The organism is Salmonella sp. SAL04202 (assembly GCF_046550775.1).
GTDB lineage: Bacteria > Pseudomonadota > Gammaproteobacteria > Enterobacterales > Enterobacteriaceae > Salmonella > Salmonella enterica.
On sequence record NZ_JBGDXK010000001.1, the window covers coordinates 628,873 to 645,072 of the forward strand.

Below are 16,200 nucleotides of genomic sequence, written 5' to 3' on the forward strand. Positions count from 1 at the left end.
CCAGGGTAAATTACAGCATATGTTCGGTACGGGCGATGATATCGTCCTGCGCATCCGGCGACAGCGCGGTGAAGAAGGCGGAGTAGCCTGCCACACGCACGACCAGATCGCGGTACTGGTCCGGATGTTTTTTCGCATCCAGCAGCGTTTCGCGTGACACGATGTTGTACTGAATATGCCAGCCTTTATGCACCTCAAAGAACGTCCGTAGCAGAACCATCAGTTTCTGTTTGTCGGATTCGTTTTCCAGCGTCGTTGGGTTCAGTTTCTGGTTGAGCAGCACGCCGCCGAGAATGGAACCGGTAGGTAATTTGCCTACGGAACCAATCACCGCCGTCGGGCCGAGATGATCCGTACCTGATGCAGGGCTTGCGCCTTCCGCCAGCGGCGTATGCGCTTTGCGGCCATCCGGGGTTGCCATAGTCGCGGCGCCAAATGGCACGTTTGCTGAGATAGAGGACGTACCGGCGTAATAGTTGCCGCCGACAGGGCCACGACCGTAGCGCGGGTTATGATATTGCTTCAGCTCATCAATATAGGTCTGATAAGCGCGCGCCAGCAGCGTATCGACGGTATCATCGTCGTTACCGTACTTCGGCGCGCCGTTAATCAGACGCTGGCGCAGCTGCTCATGGGTCAGCCCGTCAAAGTCATCGGCCAGCGCGGCGGCAAGCTGCTGTTGACCGATAACGCCCTGTTCGAAGACCAGTTTTTTCACGGCGGCGAGGCTGTTGCCCAGGTTGGCGATACCGACCTGAAGACCGGATACCCAGTCATATTTAGCGCCGCCTTGCTTGATACTCTTCGCGCGTTCAATACAGTCGTCTACCAGCGCTGAGCAGAGAATATCGTGGACGTTCTCTTCCAGCATGGTGTCGACCACATACTCAATTTCGATCGATTTGCGCGTGTAGTAGCGAATTTGGGTATCCCAGGCGGCCATCACTTCGTCAAAATTGTTAAAGTTGCCTGCGGAGAGCGCCTTTTCCTGCGGCAGAAATACCTTGCCGCTGGTGGCGTCGCGACCGCCTTCCAGCGCCGCCAGCATGACGCGGGCGAAGTTAATAAAGCTCATGCCGGTGCAGCGATAACCCCATTTCCCGCCGACGGCGGTTTCGATACAGCCGATCGCCGCGTAATCGTAAGCGTCCTGTGGTTCGATCCCCAACTTGATAAATTCCGGGATGACGATTTCATCATTGTTAAACGCCGGCATCCCAAAGCCGCAGCGGATGACCTGGACGCAGGCGTCAAGGAAATCGTTACTCATTCCGGCGTGATAACGCACACTGAGGTTGGGCTGGGTAGAACGCAAACGTCCGCAGGACTCCAGAATGGCGTAAGACAGCGGATTCACTGCGTCCACTGGCTGACCGTTGATGAGATTCTGACCGCCAATGGTGACGTTTTGATACAGCGGGCTGCCCGCGGAAGCTTTAGAGTGCGAACCGGAGCGGATCTTGTTTACTTCCAGCAGTTTCAGCCAGCAGCTGTGCAGCAGTTCAATGGCGTGCTCACGATCCAGCGTCTGGTTTAGTTCGACATCGCGACGATAATAGGGGTAAAGATACTGGTCCATACGACCAAATGACACCGAGTGACCGTTAGACTCAATTTGTAGAATCAGCTGGATGAAGTAGCACAATTGCAGTGCTTGCCAGAAGGTCTGCGGCGGTTGGTGGGCGATCACCTCGCAGTTTTCGGCGATGGTAAGTAGCTCTTTACGACGGCTTTCACGGGACTCTTCGCCCGCCATCTGGCGCGCCAGCGCGGCAAAGCGCGTGATATGCTGGCTTACCGCGTCCAGCACAATATCAATCGCCTTCAGGAACTGCTCGCCATGCAGATCTTCCAGCACGGTCAGGTTGATGCGTGAGCGGCGCTCGGCGACTTTATCGCGCAGGCCATCAAGCCCTTTTTCCAGCAGCAGCGGGAAGTTCACCGCCAGGTGCGCGTCACCGGAGGTCATATTGCCTTCGGCTTTGATAATGCCAGTCGCCAGAAGCCCTTTTTGTTCATCGGTAAACATGCCGTAGCAGCGATCCTGGACGGTTTGACCGCGCCACCACGGACAGACGTCGTGCAGAATACGTTTGTTTTCTTCACTTACGGAAAAACCTGCGCCGGGCCGGTCCGCCAGGTCGTCGATCTCTTTTTCAATCCACGAGACGGTATATTCCGGGAAAATCGGCGCGGCGCGGACTTCACTTGCCTGGTTGCCGACGATCAGTTCATCGTGTTTTATCCAGATAGTGCGTTCCGCCAGGTGATGGGCCAGCGCCAGCGCGCGGCGTACCGGAATCGGTTTATCCAGATGCTGCTGGTACATTTCGGTATAATGCTGCGCGCGCTCGGTACAGACCGGCGGTTTCACGATATGTACCAGCGCGGTTTTGTGCGCCTTAATGCGGTCACTGAGCGTGTCCAGTTTCAGTTGGGTCATGATAATTATCCTCGTAGGGTCGCGGTTAAACCTTTTTGGCAGGCGTACTTCTGGGCAAAATCAAGTAACGCCGGCGCATCCAGTGGTTTATCCGGGGCATGATAGGGTTGACTGAGTAAGTGGTATTTATTGATGCCCAGCGTGTGGTAGGGCAGAAAATGAATTTCCCCGACGTGCAGTTCGTCGGCGGCAAAGTCGGTAATGGCTTTAATGGCCTCCTCATCGGCATTAAATCCCTGAATCAGCGGGACGCGAATCACCATTTTTTTGCCCGCGGCGGCGAGTTTCCTGAGATTTTCCAGCACCCGCGAGGCGCTGCCATCGGTCCACTGCTTAAACGGCCCGTCGGCGACATGCTTCAAATCAGCCAGAAACAGATCGATATAAGGCAGTGAGGGCGCAATGTATTTCCATGGAACATGCAGACAGGTCTCAACCGCTGTATGAATACCGGCGTCATGGCTGGCTTTAAACAGCTCTGCCGCCAGTTCCGGCTGCATAAACGGTTCGCCGCCGGAAAGCGTAAGACCGCCACCGCTGCGATCGTAAAAAGGTTTATCGCGCAGTACCGTCGCCATGATCTCATCCACGCTTTTTATTTCGCCGCACACGGTTAACGCTTGTGTGGGGCAGCAATGCGCCAGGATGGAAAAATGGGCGTCGGTCAGTTTCTCGCGATGGATGAGCAGGCCGTTTAGCGCGCGCTCAATGACGTCCGGCGCGGCTTGCGCGCACAGGTCGCATCCTTCGAGACACAGCCGCGCGTCGTATAACAGATCCTGAGCGCGGGCGCGGCTTTCCGGGTTCTGGCACCAGCGACAGCCCAACGAACAGCCTTTGAGAAATACTACGGTACGGATACCGGGGCCATCGTGGGTAGAATAGCGCTGAATATTGAAGATCATAAACGGCCTCTCTTATTTCATATAAAGATTAAATTACTTTCGAATGAAAGTTGTCTTGATGTGCGTCAACGAATGGAGAGGTTCTGACAAAGAGGCGTTAAATGAGGTACAACATCACGGTTTGAGGTTGTGGTATGGCGTTTAAGATGATGCCGCGCTGCTTGAGCCGATCGTCAGTCGGAGCTTGGGTAAGCTGGCTTTGCGTCTGATGACAGTAATTATCTGTTGATACAGCACGGCCATAAACCGTGCTTTGGTATGTTTATCCGTAAAGTGGCTACTGTCCGCAGACTTCACAGCCGGGGTTGCGCATCAACTTCATTTCGCGGAACTGACAGGTCATCGCATCGTACATGACGATTTTTCCGCTAGCGGGCTGACCGTAATGCGCCAGCAGCTTAATGGCCTCCATTGCCTGTAGCGAACCGATCACGCCAATCAGCGGCGCCATCACCCCTGCCTCTACGCAGGTCAGAGCGTTTTCGCCAAACAGACGGCTCAGGCAGCGGTAACAGGGTTCGTTTTCCCGATACGTAAAGACGGTAACTTGTCCTTCCATACGAATTGCCGCGCCGGAGATTAGCGGCACTTTCGCGGTATAGCACCCGGCGTTAAGTTGATTACGTACGCTAACGTTATCGGTACAGTCCAGTACCAGCGAATGCCCGGCAATCAGGCTGGTCATAGCGTCGTCGTCCAGCCGCGCGTTAACGGGCGTAATGGTAATATGCGGGTTGATTCGCGCCAGCGCGTCGCGGGCGGACTCAACCTTTGGCTGCCCGACCGTGGCGTCGCTGTGCAAGGTTTGACGCTGGAGATTGGAAACGGAAACGGTATCAAAATCGAGTAGCGTCAGTTGCCCGACGCCAGCGCCGGCCAGATACTGCGTTGCCGCGCAGCCGAGTCCGCCCAGCCCGACCACTAATACCCGCGCCTCTTTTAACGCTTCCTGCCCTTCAAAATCGAAGCCGCGCAGAATAATTTGTCGGTTATAGCGCAGCATCTCCTGGTCGCTAAGTTCCGCCATTACAGGCCTCCGAACAGAGCATTAAACGGCTCGACTTCCACCCATTCTCCCGGCTCAACATTGCCGCGTTCACGCTCCAGCACAATAAAGCAGTTGCCCAGACTAAACGAGCTAAAAATATGTGAACCCTGGTGTCCGGTGGTCGTGACCTCCAGTTCGCCGTTGGCGCTACGTTGCAGGATGCCGCGCTGGAAATCGAGACGCCCTGGCGTTTTCTTCAGACGAGATGTTGTGCGTACACGCTGGCGCGGCGGTACAGCGCTTGCCGTATTGCCGCCAAGCTTCGCCAGTAAGGGCTGAACCAGTTGATAAAAAGTGAGCGCCGCAGAGACTGGATTCCCCGGCAGGCCACAGAACCAGCTATTACTGAGTTTGCCGAAGGCAAACGGTTTGCCTGGCTTGATAGCCAGCTTCCAGAAGGCGATTTCGCCCAGCTCCTCAAGGATGGTTTTGGTATAGTCCGCTTCACCAACCGAGACGCCGCCGGAGCTTATCACTACATCGGCCTGGCTGTCGGCGTCGATAAACGCGGCGCGAAGCTTACCGGGATCGTCAGGAATAATGCCTAAATTGATCACTTCGCAGCCAAGCTGTTGCAGCATCAAATGTATAGTTAGACGGTTAGTGTCATAAATTTGTCCCGCCTCCAGCGGCTGGCCCGGAAGCTGGAGCTCGTCGCCGGTCGAGAACAGCGCTACGCGCACTTTACGTACAACCTGCGCATCGGCAATTCCCAGCGACGCCAGCACTGGCAGTTCGGCAGTAGTCAGGCGCGTACCGGCCGGAAAGACCACCGCATCCTGGCGAATATCCTCGCCGCGGCGGCGGATGTTTTGTCCGCAACGAACATCGGCGGTAAAACGCACGCCGTCATCGGTTTGTTCCGTCTGCTCTTGCATGACTACCGCCTCGCAACCTGCCGGTACCGGGGCGCCGGTCATAATGCGAATGCAGGTTCCCGCAGGCCACTCTCCCTGGTAGGGCTGACCGGCAAATGCTTTGCCGGCGACGGGCAGCGGCTTATCGGCGGACAAATCCGCCACGCGTACCGCATAACCATCCATAGCTGAATTATCAAAGCCGGGGACATCAAGGGGAGATACGATATCGGTCGCCAGGATGCGGCCAAAGCAGTTCACCAGCGGCAACGTTTCTACGGCGGTGAGCGGGGTAATACGTGAAAGCATCTGGGTCAGCGCCGTTTCAAGCGGCATTAATCCGGCGGAAAATTCCATGAACATACTCCTGCGAGGCAAAATCGAATCCGGCTATTATGTCAGAAAACAGTGGTGGGCAGTATGCTACCTCGGTCTTAGAGACGGCCTTGCGCCTTTACATACCTTACGCATCTTTCTATATTCAAAAATCGAATGAATAACTCACAACAATTCTGATAGTTATAGTAAAAGTTGTGTGCCACCGTTAATGGACCCTAAAAATGAATAAAGCAGTGATTGCGATTCACGGCGGCGCAGGCGCGATTGCTCGCGCGCAAATGAGCCATGAGCAGGAGCTACGCTATATCCAGGCGCTGTCAGAGATTGTCGAAAGCGGGCAAAAGATGCTGGAAGCGGGTGACAGCGCGCTTGATGTAGTGACGGAAGCGGTGCGCCTGCTGGAAGCGTGTCCGCTCTTCAATGCGGGTATCGGCGCGGTCTATACCCGAGACGGGACTCATGAACTGGATGCCTGCGTGATGGACGGCAATACCCTGAAAGCCGGAGCCGTCGCGGGCGTGAGTCATGTTCGCCATCCTGTGCTCGCCGCCAGACTGGTGATGGAGCGCAGCCCGCATGTACTCATGGTGGGGGAAGGGGCGGAAAACTTTGCCTTTTCACAGGGGATGGCGCGCGTTTCGCCGGATATCTTTTCCACCCCGGCGCGTTACAAGCAATTACTGGCGGCGCGTGCGGCGGGCGAAATGGCGCTCGATCACAGCGGCGCGCCGCTGGACGAAACGAAAAAAATGGGTACAGTCGGCGCGGTGGCGCGGGATAAATTCGGCAATCTGGCGGCGGCAACGTCTACCGGCGGGATGACCAATAAATTGCCCGGGCGCGTCGGCGACAGCCCGCTGGTCGGCGCCGGGTGTTATGCCAACAACGCCAGCGTCGCCGTTTCCTGTACCGGAACGGGAGAGGTCTTTATTCGCACGCTCGCGGCTTACGATATCGCCGCATTGATGGAATATGGCGGACTCAGCCTTGCCGACGCCTGTGAGCGCGTGGTGATGGAAAAATTACCGGCGCTGGGCGGCAGCGGTGGATTAATCGCCGTTGATCACGAAGGTAATGTCGCGTTGCCGTTTAACAGCGAAGGGATGTATCGCGCCTGGGGATATGCCGGGGATACGCCTACCACAGGAATTTACCGGGAATAAGGAGCCGCAGGTGCCGCACAGCGATGAACTGGATAGCCGCGATGTTCTGTCCGTCAGTGGCCTGAATATCGCGTTTCACCACGAAGGGCAACAGGTAGACGCCGTGCGTAATGTGTCATTACGCCTGAAGCGTGGAGAGACTCTGGCGATTGTCGGCGAGTCGGGATCGGGAAAATCGGTGACGGCGCTGGCGTTAATGCGGCTGATTGAGCAGTCGGGCGCGAACGTGCGCTGCGGCGAAATGCTGTTGCGTCGGCGTAATCGCCAGGTGATTGAGCTGTCTGAGCAGAGTGACGCGCAGATGCGGCGTGTGCGCGGCGCGGATATCGCCATGATTTTCCAGGAGCCAATGACCTCGCTCAACCCGGTATTTACCGTTGGCGAGCAAATTGCCGAATCTATTCGTTTGCATCAGGGGGCCAGCCACGAAGAGGCGCTGGCGGAAGCGAAACGTATGCTCGATCAGGTACGGATCCCGGAGTCGCAGGCGATTTTATCGCGTTATCCGCATCAGCTTTCCGGCGGGATGCGCCAGCGAGTCATGATCGCGATGGCGCTATCCTGTCGTCCGGCGGTATTGATTGCCGATGAACCCACCACGGCGCTGGATGTCACTATCCAGGCGCAAATTCTGCAACTTATCAAAGTGTTGCAGCAAGAGATGTCGATGGGCGTGATTTTTATCACCCACGACATGGGCGTCGTGGCGGATATCGCCGATCGCGTGCTGGTGATGTATCAGGGCGAGGCCGTGGAAACCGGCAGCGTAGAGCAGATTTTCCATGCGCCGACGCATCCTTATACCCAAACGTTACTGGCGGCCGTCCCTCAGCTTGGCGCGATGCGCGGCCACTCGCTGCCACGCCGTTTCCCGTTGATTTCCGCTGACGAACCGGCCCTTTATGAATCGCAGATTGAGCAAGACACGGTGGTGGAAGGCGAGCCTATTCTCCAGGTTCGGGGGCTGGTGACGCGATTCCCGCTGCGTAGCGGTCTCTTTAACCGCGTTACGCGTGAAGTTCATGCCGTTGAGAATATCAGTTTCGATCTCTGGCCCGGCGAAACGCTATCGCTGGTGGGCGAGTCCGGTAGCGGAAAATCGACGACCGGACGCGCGCTGCTGCGGTTGGTTGAATCCCGGCAGGGGGAGATTATCTTTAACGGCCAGCGCATTGACACGCTGTCTGCGGGTAAACTCCAGCCGTTGCGCCGCGATATTCAGTGTATTTTCCAGGACCCTTACGCCTCGCTCGACCCGCGCCAGACCGTGGGGTATTCCATTATGGAACCTTTACGGATTCATGGCCTGGGGCAGGGGGACGCTGCGGCAAAGCGCGTGGCCTGGTTGCTTGAGCGTGTCGGATTACGTCCTGAACATGCCTGGCGTTATCCGCATGAGTTTTCCGGTGGTCAACGTCAGCGCATCTGCATTGCTCGCGCGCTGGCATTGAATCCTAAAGTGATTATTGCTGATGAGGCGGTCTCCGCGCTGGATGTTTCCGTTCGCGGGCAGATCATTAATTTACTGCTCGATTTACAACGGGAAATGGGGATCGCCTACCTGTTTATTTCGCATGATATGGCGGTCGTGGAGCGAATTAGCCATCGCGTAGCGGTGATGTATCTTGGTCAAATTGTTGAGATGGGGCCGCGGCGCGCCGTTTTTGAAAATCCGCAGCATCCTTATACGCGTAAATTGATGGCGGCGGTGCCGGTTGCCGATCCCTCCAGACACCGGCCGCGGCGCGTTCTGCTATCAGATGATATACCCAGCAATATTCATAAACGTGGCGAAGAGACGCCCGCCGTTTCATTACAGTTGGTCGGGCCGGGACATTATGTTGCGCGGCCGCTGCAGGATAATGCGCTCTCGCGCTTATAACATTCAGACAGGCAGGGTTTCAGGAGAACAACATGACGCAATTTATTACGCATAAATGGCTGGCGGCGCTGGGACTGGCCTCATCCATTGCGGCTTTTCCGGCCCTGGCGGCCAAAGATGTGGTGGTGGCGGTAGGGTCTAATTTCACCACGCTCGATCCGTATGACGCCAACGATACACTCTCGCAGGCGGTGGCGAAGTCATTTTATCAGGGGCTGTTTGGCCTGGATAAAGACATGAAGGTAAAAAACGTCCTGGCGGAAGGCTATACCGTTTCTGATGACGGTCTGACCTACACCATTACCCTACGGCAGGGGGTGAAATTTCAGGACGGCGCGGATTTTGATGCGGCGGCGGTGAAAGCGAATCTCGATCGCGCCAGCAATCCGGATAACCACCTCAAGCGTTATAACCTGTATAAAAATATCGCAAAAACGGAGGTTGTCGACCCGGCAACGGTAAAAATTACCCTGAAACAGCCGTTCTCCGCTTTCATTAATATTCTGGCGCACCCGTCGACGGCGATGATCTCGCCGCAAGCGCTGGAAAAATATGGCAAGGATATTGGTTTTCATCCGGTCGGCACTGGTCCATATCAGCTTGAAACCTGGAATCAGACCGACTTTGTCAAAGTGAAAAAGTTCGCCGGTTACTGGCAGCAGGGCTTACCCAAGCTGGATTCTATTACCTGGCGTCCGGTTACTGACAACAATACCCGCGCGGCGATGCTGCAAACCGGCGAAGCGCAATTTGCTTTTCCTATCCCTTATGAGCAGGCCGCGTTACTGGCGAAAAATAAAAACCTCGAACTGGTCGCCAGCCCGTCCATTATGCAGCGTTATATCAGTATGAATGTGACGCAGAAGCCGTTTGATAATCCTAAGGTGCGTGAGGCGTTGAATTACGCTATCAATCGTCAGGCGCTGGTTAAAGTGGCGTTTGCCGGATACGCCACGCCGGCGACGGGCGTGGTGCCGCCGTCGATAGCCTATGCGCAAAGCTATCAGCCGTGGCCCTATGATCCGGCTAAAGCGCGCGAACTGTTGAAAGAGGCGGGGTATCCAGACGGTTTCAGTACCACGCTGTGGTCATCGCACAACCATAGCACCGCGCAAAAAGTGTTGCAGTTTACCCAACAGCAACTGGCGCAGATTGGCATTAAAGCCCGGATAACCGCGATGGACGCCGGCCAGCGCGCCGCGGAAGTCGAGGGCAAAGGGCAAAAAGAGAGCGGCGTGCGAATGTTCTATACCGGCTGGTCGGCGTCGACGGGCGAAGCTGACTGGGCGTTATCGCCGCTCTTCGCATCACAAAACTGGCCGCCGACGCAGTTTAATACCGCTTTTTACAGCAACAAGCAGGTCGACAGCGATTTAGCGGCGGCCTTAAAAACCAACGATCCGCAGGAGAAAACACGATTGTACAAAGAGGCGCAGGATATTATCTGGAAAGAGTCGCCCTGGATACCGTTGGTGGTGGAGAAATTGGTTTCTGCGCACAGTAAAAATTTGACCGGTTTCTGGATTATGCCGGATACCGGTTTCAGCTTTGACGATGCGGATTTGAAGTAAGTAATGCGATGGGGCTGGATGGCGCGCGCGTTGTCCGCCATCCGGTAAAAGGTTCGTGTGATGCTTAACTATGTTCTCAAGCGCCTGCTGGGATTAATTCCTACGCTGTTGATTGTGGCAGTGCTGGTGTTTTTATTTGTTCATTTGTTGCCCGGCGACCCGGCGCGGCTGATAGCCGGACCGGAAGCCGACGCGCAGGTGATCGCGCTGGTTCGTCAGCAGCTGGGACTTGATCAGCCGCTTCATGTCCAGTTTTGGCGTTACATCACTCATGTTTTACAAGGCGATTTCGGGACGTCAATGGTTTCCCGCCGCCCGGTTTCTGAGGAGATCGCCAGCCGCTTTTTGCCGACGCTGTGGCTGACGATAACCAGTATGATATGGGCGGTGCTGTTTGGCATGGCGATCGGCATCGCCGCCGCCGTGTGGCGTAATCGCTGGCCTGACCGGGTAGGAATGACGCTTGCCGTGACCGGCATTTCTTTCCCGGCTTTTGCGCTGGGAATGTTGTTAATGCAGATTTTTTCCGTGGATCTGGGCTGGCTACCGACCGTGGGGGCGGATAGCTGGCAACATTATATTTTACCCTCCCTGACGCTTGGTGCGGCGGTGGCATCAGTCATGGCGCGTTTTACGCGCTCCTCGTTTGTCGATGTCCTGAGCGAGGATTACATGAGGACCGCGCGGGCGAAAGGCGTCAGTGAAACGTGGGTGGTGTTAAAACATGGCCTGCGCAATGCAATGATCCCGGTCGTCACCATGATGGGACTGCAATTTGGCTTTTTGCTTGGCGGCTCGATCGTCGTTGAAAAAGTGTTTAACTGGCCGGGGCTTGGGCGATTACTGGTCGACTCCGTCGACATGCGCGACTACCCCGTGATTCAGGCAGAAGTGCTGCTGTTTTCTCTGGAATTTATTCTTATCAACTTAGTGGTGGATGTTCTCTATGCCGCCATTAATCCGGCTATCAGGTATAAGTAAGGATGCGATTATTTAACTGGCGCCGTCAGGCGATTTTACATGCAATGCCGGTGATAAAACCCGACCAGATACGCACGCCGTGGCGGGAGTTCTGGCGTCGTTTTCGCCGCCAGCATGTCGCGTTGGTCGCCGGGGGATTCGTACTGGCGTTAATTCTGGTGGCGATTTTTGCCCGTTGGCTGACGCCCTACGATGCGGAAAACTATTTTGACTACGATAGCCTGAACAATGGCCCCTCTTTGCAGCACTGGTTTGGCGTTGACTCGCTGGGAAGAGACATCTTTAGCCGGGTTCTCGTTGGGGCGCAGATCTCACTGGCGGCGGGCGTGTTCGCGGTATTTATCGGCGCGATAATTGGTACGGTGTTGGGATTGCTGGCGGGATATTATGAAGGCTGGTGGGATCGTTTTATTATGCGCATTTGCGATGTGCTGTTCGCCTTCCCCGGCATTTTGCTGGCGATTGCCGTTGTGGCGGTGTTAGGCAGCGGTATTGCTAATGTGATCGTTGCGGTGGCGATTTTCTCTATTCCGGCGTTTGCTCGTCTGGTGCGCGGAAATACCCTGGTCTTAAAACAGCAGACGTTTATTGAGTCTGCCCGCAGTATCGGCGCCAGCGACACGACGATTTTGTTTAGCCATATCTTGCCGGGAACGGTCTCGTCAATTGTGGTTTTCTTTACGATGCGTATCGGTACGTCAATTATTTCCGCGGCAAGCCTGTCATTTCTCGGATTAGGCGCGCAGCCGCCAACGCCGGAGTGGGGAGCGATGCTCAATGAAGCGCGGGCGGATATGGTCATCGCGCCGCACGTAGCGCTCTTCCCGGCGGTGGCGATTTTCCTGACTGTGCTGGCGTTTAACCTGTTAGGCGACGGGTTGCGCGATGCGCTGGACCCGAAGATTAAGGGGTAAGCCAGCCCGGTGGCGTTGACGCCTGGCGGGCCTGGAACGGGCTCGTCAGGCGGGATAACACATCCGGCACCCGCGCCGGGGGAGGTGGCGTTAAACCCGACTGCCCCACAAATCATATTCGTCGGCGTTTTCCACTTTCACGCGCACGATATCGCCCGGCTTGACGTTGGTTTCGCCGTTCAAATAGACCGCGCCGTCAATTTCCGGCGCATCCGCCATGCTACGCCCGATAGCGCCTTCTTCGTCAACCTCATCGACGATCACCAGAATTTCGCGGCCCACTTTTTCCTGCAAGCGCTCAGCGGAGATTTGCTGTTGCAGTTGCATAAAGCGGTTCCAGCGTTCTTCTTTCACCTCTTCCGGCACCTGATCCGGCAGGTCATTCGCGCCTGCGCCTTCCACCGGGCTGTACTTGAAGCAGCCTACACGATCGAGGCGCGCTTCTTTCAGGAAGTCGAGCAGCATCTGGAAGTCTTCTTCCGTTTCGCCGGGGAAGCCGACAATAAAGGTGGAGCGTAGGGTCAGTTCCGGGCAGATTTCGCGCCACTGCTTAATGCGCGCCAGCTGGCGGTCAACGGAACCGGGACGTTTCATCAGTTTAAGAATCCGCGGGCTGGCATGTTGCAGCGGAATGTCCAGATAAGGCAGGATTTTGCCTTCCGCCATTAGCGGAATCACATCATCAACGTGTGGGTAGGGGTAGACGTAGTGCAGACGTGTCCAGACGCCCAGTTTTGATAACTGCTCGCATAGGCTCACCATACTGGTTTTCACCGGTTCGCCATTATGGAATCCGGTGCGGTGCTTCACATCTACGCCGTAGGCGGAGGTATCTTGCGAAATCACCAGAATCTCTTTGACCCCGGCATCAACCAGACGTTTCGCTTCGCTTAATACGTCGCCAATCGGGCGGCTGACCAGATCCCCGCGCATCGACGGGATGATGCAGAACGTGCAGCGGTGATTACAGCCTTCAGAAATTTTCAGATACGCATAATGGCGCGGCGTCAGTTTTACACCCTGTTCCGGTACGAGGCTTAAAAATGGATTGTGCTTCGGCTTCGGTACGTAATGATGTACGTGCTGCAGAACTTGCTCATAGCTATGCGGCCCGGTGATTTCCAGTACTTTCGGATGCACTTCGCGGATCTGATCTTCTTTTGCGCCCAGGCAGCCGGTGACGATTACCTTACCGTTTTCGTTCAGCGCTTCGCCAATGGCTTCCAGTGACTCTTGTACCGCGCTGTCAATAAAGCCACAGGTATTAACGATAACCATATCCGCATCGTCATAGCGTGGCACAACGTCATAGCCTTCGGTACGCAGCTCAGTCAGGATGCGTTCCGAATCAACGAGGTTTTTCGGACAGCCCAGGGAAACGAAGCCGATCTTTGGCTGGTGGGTTACATTACTCATAGCTTAAAAAGTGTTCATTTATTGGAATGGTCAGGGCAGGGATTCTACAGATATCCGAACAAAAATTGTATCGCAATCTCATCAGGAGCGGCGGCATCAACCGTTGTGGTTATCAGCAAAAGGTGAAAAAGAGCAATTCTAAGAAAATTCTTGATCTCTGACACCCCTTTGTCTAAAAAACGACCATACTATTAAGTTGAACCCTGGTAGAAAAGAGGAGGAAAAAAGGTATGGTCGTTGACAGACTGAGAACCGATCTTCTCAACAAGCTGATAAACGCGCGTATCGATCTTGCCGCTTATCTGCAATTGCGAAAAGCGAAGGGGTATATGTCAGTCAGCGAAAGTGACACTCTGCGTGACAATTTTTTTGAACTGAATCGCGAGCTCCACGATCACGCTTTACGGCAGGGACTGCATCTCGATCAGGAAGAGTGGAACGCGCTGCGCCGTGCCGAAGGCGCGCTTGCGGCCGCCGCCGTTTGTTTAATGAGCGGACACCATGATTGTCCGACCTTTATTGCCGTCAACGCAGATAAACTTGAAAACTGTCTGACAACTTTGACGCTGAGTATTCAGAGTCTGAAAGCACATTCACCGCTTACACAGGTCTGAATAAGGGGGAGGCGACTCCCCCTTTTTACCGGACCGCGCCGTTTAATGTTTTGTAAAAATAAACCGACCTCTTGCGATGCTGACTACGCTTTAACGCAGAGCCCTGAAGGAGGCGGTATGCGTCGAATACTTCTCGCGATAGTTTCATTCTCTCTTTTCTCTTCATGGGCGAACGCCAATCTTGCGCCGGTGAACGTTGAGGTGCTGCAAACCCGACTCGATCACCCGTGGTCGCTGGCTTTTTTGCCGGATAACCGTGGGATGCTCATTACCCTGAAAGGGGGACAACTGCGCCACTGGCAGGCGGGGCGGGGACTTTCCGATCCGCTGGCTGGCGTACCGAAAGTGTGGGCAAACGGGCAGGGAGGTTTGCTGGACGTCGTGCTGGCGCCTGACTTTGCCCAGTCGCGCCGCGTCTGGCTGAGCTATGCTGAAGCTGACCGCGAAGGAAACGCCGGTACGGCAGTCGGTTTTGGACGGCTGAGCGACGATCTTCAGCGTCTGGAGCATTTTCGTACCGTGTTTCGCCAGATGCCTAAGCTGTCTACCGGCAACCATTTTGGCGGACGTATGGTATTCGATGCGCAAGGGTTTCTTTTTATTGCCCTGGGTGAAAATAACCAGCGCGCTACCGCGCAGGATTTGGATAAATTACAGGGTAAGCTGGTGCGCCTGACCGGGCAGGGCGAAATTCCGCCGGATAATCCGTTTGTGCATCAGGCGGGCGCGCGTCCGGAAATCTGGTCTTACGGTATTCGTAATCCGCAGGGGCTGGCCATCAATCCCTGGAGCGGCGCGCTATGGCTGCATGAACACGGTCCGCGCGGCGGCGATGAAATTAACATCCCGGAAAAAGGCAAAAATTATGGCTGGCCGCTGGCCACATGGGGCGTCAACTATAGCGGTCTGAAAGTGCCGGAAGCCAAAGGTGAAATTGTCGAGGGAACGGAGCAACCGGTTTACTACTGGAAGGATTCTCCGGCGATCAGCGGGATGGCTTTTTATGCCAGCGACGTTTTTGCGCCGTGGCGGCACAAACTGTTTATCGGCGCGCTAAAAGATAAAGAGGTCATTGTGATGCGCGTCGATGGCAATACGGTGACGGAAGAAGGCCGTATTCTGGGTGACAGAAAGCAGCGTATTCGGGATGTGCGTGTCGGACCTGACGGCTACTTATATGTGTTAACCGATGAGTCCGACGGGCAGTTACTCAAGGTAAGTCCTGCAGTCACGCGTTAGGTCACCGGGATCATCACCACTTTGCGAAAAGCAGGGCGCTCGGTAAGCTGCTGATACCAGCGCTCCAGATTCGGGCGCGGCGTCCATTTCAGACCCACGTTCAGCAGGTTATAGACGAAAGGCGCAACAGCGATATCGCCGGTGCCAAAGTTATCTCCGGAGAACCACGGCTGGCGGGCCAGAGCGTCATCAAGAAGCGCAAACAGGCCATCACACTTTTCGATACCAGCTTCAATTGCCGCCTGGTCGCGTTTTTCCGGCGGGGTTCTGACCAGTCCCATCAGGATCACGCGGTGCGCCGGGCTCAACGTTTGATTCGCCCAGTCCATCCATTTTTCGCCCTCCGCACGCCGCGCCGGATTATCAACCCATAGCCGGTTCTGGCCGTATTGCGCCGCCAGATAGCGGACAATGGCATTGGATTCCCACAATAACAGGTCGGTTTCATCATCTTTAAGCAGCGGCACCAGCCCATTAGGATTCATCGCCAGATAGTCGGCATCCTGGTTAACGCCGTATTTTCCGCCTGCCAGAATTTGATCGTATGGCAGTTCCAGCTCTTCAAGCGTCCACAACACTTTTTTAACATTAGTCGAGTTGTTCCGGCCCCACAGCGTAATCATATTAACCCCTTCCGTTTTATCAGGATGATGACAGTAATCGGCCTACCGTGAGATAAACCTAACATTTACACAATGGTCTGTAAAAAAATCGTTATGAAGGAAGCGTAACGGGATGTTATTGCATAAACTTTAAAAACTTTACCAAGTTACGGTTTCTTTAACGTCGTGAGTGCGTTATTACTCACCGCACTTATTACACGGTGGT

General features: G+C 55.2%; 13 protein-coding genes. 7 read left to right on the forward strand and 6 right to left on the reverse strand.

Annotation, left to right across the window (positions count from 1 at the left end; all coding sequences use genetic code 11):
- Positions 1–10: 10 nt before the first annotated feature.
- From ACLJQJ_RS03190 to moeA, 4 genes are all read right to left on the reverse strand, one after another.
- The gene (locus tag ACLJQJ_RS03190) at positions 11–2,443 is read right to left on the reverse strand and encodes a glycyl radical protein (RefSeq protein ID WP_023258304.1); all 2,433 of its coding nucleotides are present in this window, start codon (positions 2,441–2,443) and stop codon (positions 11–13) included.
- Positions 2,444–2,448: 5 nt separating this feature from the next.
- The gene (locus ACLJQJ_RS03195; RefSeq protein WP_000576947.1) at positions 2,449–3,348 is read right to left on the reverse strand and encodes a glycyl-radical enzyme activating protein; all 900 of its coding nucleotides are present in this window, start codon (positions 3,346–3,348) and stop codon (positions 2,449–2,451) included.
- A 277-nt stretch (positions 3,349–3,625) separates the two neighbouring features.
- Positions 3,626–4,375 (reverse strand): molybdopterin-synthase adenylyltransferase MoeB, encoded by a 750-nt coding sequence (gene moeB / locus ACLJQJ_RS03200; protein WP_000829286.1) that lies wholly within the window; start codon positions 4,373–4,375, stop codon positions 3,626–3,628.
- The gene (moeA, locus tag ACLJQJ_RS03205) at positions 4,375–5,610 is read right to left on the reverse strand and encodes a molybdopterin molybdotransferase MoeA (protein WP_000395792.1); all 1,236 of its coding nucleotides are present in this window, start codon (positions 5,608–5,610) and stop codon (positions 4,375–4,377) included. The genes moeB and moeA overlap by 1 nt, the downstream gene beginning before the upstream one ends.
- Before the next feature lie 203 nt (positions 5,611–5,813).
- Between moeA and iaaA the strand changes: the two genes are divergently transcribed.
- Genes iaaA through gsiD form a run of 5 tightly spaced genes read left to right on the forward strand, consistent with a single transcriptional unit; the run spans position 5,814 to position 12,103 of the window.
- Positions 5,814–6,755, forward strand: coding sequence for a beta-aspartyl-peptidase (gene iaaA / locus ACLJQJ_RS03210; RefSeq protein ID WP_063809343.1), 942 nt, complete (start codon positions 5,814–5,816; stop codon positions 6,753–6,755).
- A 10-nt stretch (positions 6,756–6,765) separates the two neighbouring features.
- On the forward strand, positions 6,766–8,637 hold the full coding sequence (gsiA, locus tag ACLJQJ_RS03215; RefSeq protein ID WP_001120598.1) for a glutathione ABC transporter ATP-binding protein GsiA: 1,872 nt from the start codon (positions 6,766–6,768) through the stop codon (positions 8,635–8,637).
- Between the two features lie 32 nt (positions 8,638–8,669).
- Entirely contained in the window at positions 8,670–10,208 is a 1,539-nt protein-coding gene (gsiB, locus tag ACLJQJ_RS03220) for a glutathione ABC transporter substrate-binding protein GsiB (RefSeq protein ID WP_063809344.1), read from the forward strand.
- Positions 10,209–10,268: 60 nt separating this feature from the next.
- Positions 10,269–11,189 (forward strand): glutathione ABC transporter permease GsiC, encoded by a 921-nt coding sequence (gene gsiC, locus ACLJQJ_RS03225; protein WP_000936069.1) that lies wholly within the window; start codon positions 10,269–10,271, stop codon positions 11,187–11,189.
- 2 nt (positions 11,190–11,191) lie between these two features.
- Complete coding sequence (gene gsiD, locus ACLJQJ_RS03230) at positions 11,192–12,103, forward strand: glutathione ABC transporter permease GsiD (protein ID WP_001236020.1); 912 nt, start codon at positions 11,192–11,194, stop codon at positions 12,101–12,103.
- Between the two features lie 90 nt (positions 12,104–12,193).
- Here gsiD and rimO read toward each other — a convergent pair whose 3' ends face one another.
- On the reverse strand, positions 12,194–13,519 hold the full coding sequence (gene rimO, locus ACLJQJ_RS03235) for a 30S ribosomal protein S12 methylthiotransferase RimO (RefSeq protein ID WP_000073314.1): 1,326 nt from the start codon (positions 13,517–13,519) through the stop codon (positions 12,194–12,196).
- A gap of 230 nt (positions 13,520–13,749) precedes the next feature.
- On the opposite strand from rimO, the gene bssR reads away from it, so the two are divergent.
- Both bssR and ACLJQJ_RS03245 read left to right on the forward strand, forming a co-directional pair.
- Positions 13,750–14,133 (forward strand): biofilm formation regulator BssR, encoded by a 384-nt coding sequence (bssR, locus tag ACLJQJ_RS03240; protein ID WP_000259651.1) that lies wholly within the window; start codon positions 13,750–13,752, stop codon positions 14,131–14,133.
- Between the two features lie 117 nt (positions 14,134–14,250).
- Complete coding sequence (locus ACLJQJ_RS03245; protein ID WP_063809345.1) at positions 14,251–15,372, forward strand: PQQ-dependent sugar dehydrogenase; 1,122 nt, start codon at positions 14,251–14,253, stop codon at positions 15,370–15,372.
- Here the strand turns inward: ACLJQJ_RS03245 and ACLJQJ_RS03250 are convergent.
- Positions 15,369–15,995 carry a glutathione S-transferase family protein gene (locus tag ACLJQJ_RS03250; protein WP_063809346.1) on the reverse strand — a complete coding sequence of 209 codons (627 nt, stop codon included), beginning with the start codon at positions 15,993–15,995 and terminating at the stop codon, positions 15,369–15,371. The genes ACLJQJ_RS03245 and ACLJQJ_RS03250 overlap by 4 nt on opposite strands.
- Positions 15,996–16,200: the final 205 nt, after the last annotated feature.

Excerpts from the sequence above, each read along its gene's own strand:
- gsiD (WP_001236020.1), top strand. The coding sequence starts at position 11,192 with ATGCGATTATTTAACTGGCGCCGTCAGGCGATTTTACATGCAATGCCG.
- moeB (WP_000829286.1), bottom strand. The coding sequence starts at position 4,375 with ATGGCGGAACTTAGCGACCAGGAGATGCTGCGCTATAACCGACAAATT.
- gsiB (WP_063809344.1), top strand. The coding sequence starts at position 8,670 with ATGACGCAATTTATTACGCATAAATGGCTGGCGGCGCTGGGACTGGCC.
- bssR (WP_000259651.1), top strand. The coding sequence starts at position 13,750 with ATGGTCGTTGACAGACTGAGAACCGATCTTCTCAACAAGCTGATAAAC.
- rimO (WP_000073314.1), bottom strand. The coding sequence starts at position 13,519 with ATGAGTAATGTAACCCACCAGCCAAAGATCGGCTTCGTTTCCCTGGGC.
- ACLJQJ_RS03190 (WP_023258304.1), bottom strand. The coding sequence starts at position 2,443 with ATGACCCAACTGAAACTGGACACGCTCAGTGACCGCATTAAGGCGCAC.
- ACLJQJ_RS03245 (WP_063809345.1), top strand. The coding sequence starts at position 14,251 with ATGCGTCGAATACTTCTCGCGATAGTTTCATTCTCTCTTTTCTCTTCA.
- iaaA (WP_063809343.1), top strand. The coding sequence starts at position 5,814 with ATGAATAAAGCAGTGATTGCGATTCACGGCGGCGCAGGCGCGATTGCT.
- ACLJQJ_RS03250 (WP_063809346.1), bottom strand. The coding sequence starts at position 15,995 with ATGATTACGCTGTGGGGCCGGAACAACTCGACTAATGTTAAAAAAGTG.
- gsiC (WP_000936069.1), top strand. The coding sequence starts at position 10,269 with ATGCTTAACTATGTTCTCAAGCGCCTGCTGGGATTAATTCCTACGCTG.
- moeA (WP_000395792.1), bottom strand. The coding sequence starts at position 5,610 with ATGGAATTTTCCGCCGGATTAATGCCGCTTGAAACGGCGCTGACCCAG.
- ACLJQJ_RS03195 (WP_000576947.1), bottom strand. The coding sequence starts at position 3,348 with ATGATCTTCAATATTCAGCGCTATTCTACCCACGATGGCCCCGGTATC.